1 protein-coding gene is annotated in these 324 nt (G+C 69.8%); it reads left to right on the top strand.

Annotated elements, in window-relative coordinates; all coding sequences use genetic code 11:
* On the top strand, window positions 1–324 hold a 324-nt coding region (locus tag HA630_RS00990; protein WP_243855313.1), incomplete at both ends, for a pantoate--beta-alanine ligase.

Here is a 324-nt window from a genome sequence, read left to right as displayed (position 1 = left end):
CTGCGCCAGGTGCTGGCCCGCTTCGACGCGCCCGCCTTCGTGCCCACCATGGGCAACCTGCACGCCGGGCACCTGGCCCTGGTGCGCCAGGCAAAACCGCTGGGCGACGTGACCGTGGCCAGCATCTTCGTCAACCGGCTGCAGTTTTTGCCACACGAGGACTTCGACACCTACCCCCGCACCCTGGCCGCCGACTGCGAGCAGCTCGCCGCCCACGGCTGCGACGTGGTGTTCGCCCCGTCCGAACAGGAGTTGTACCCCGAGCCGCAGACCTTCAAGGTACACGCCCCCGCCGCGCTGGGCGACCTGCTGGAAGGCCACTTC

The sequence above is a fragment of the Aquabacterium sp. A08 genome, assembly GCF_011742065.1.
The sequence above is the reverse complement of the archived record's forward strand: the minus strand, read 5'-3'. Positions and strand labels throughout refer to the sequence as shown.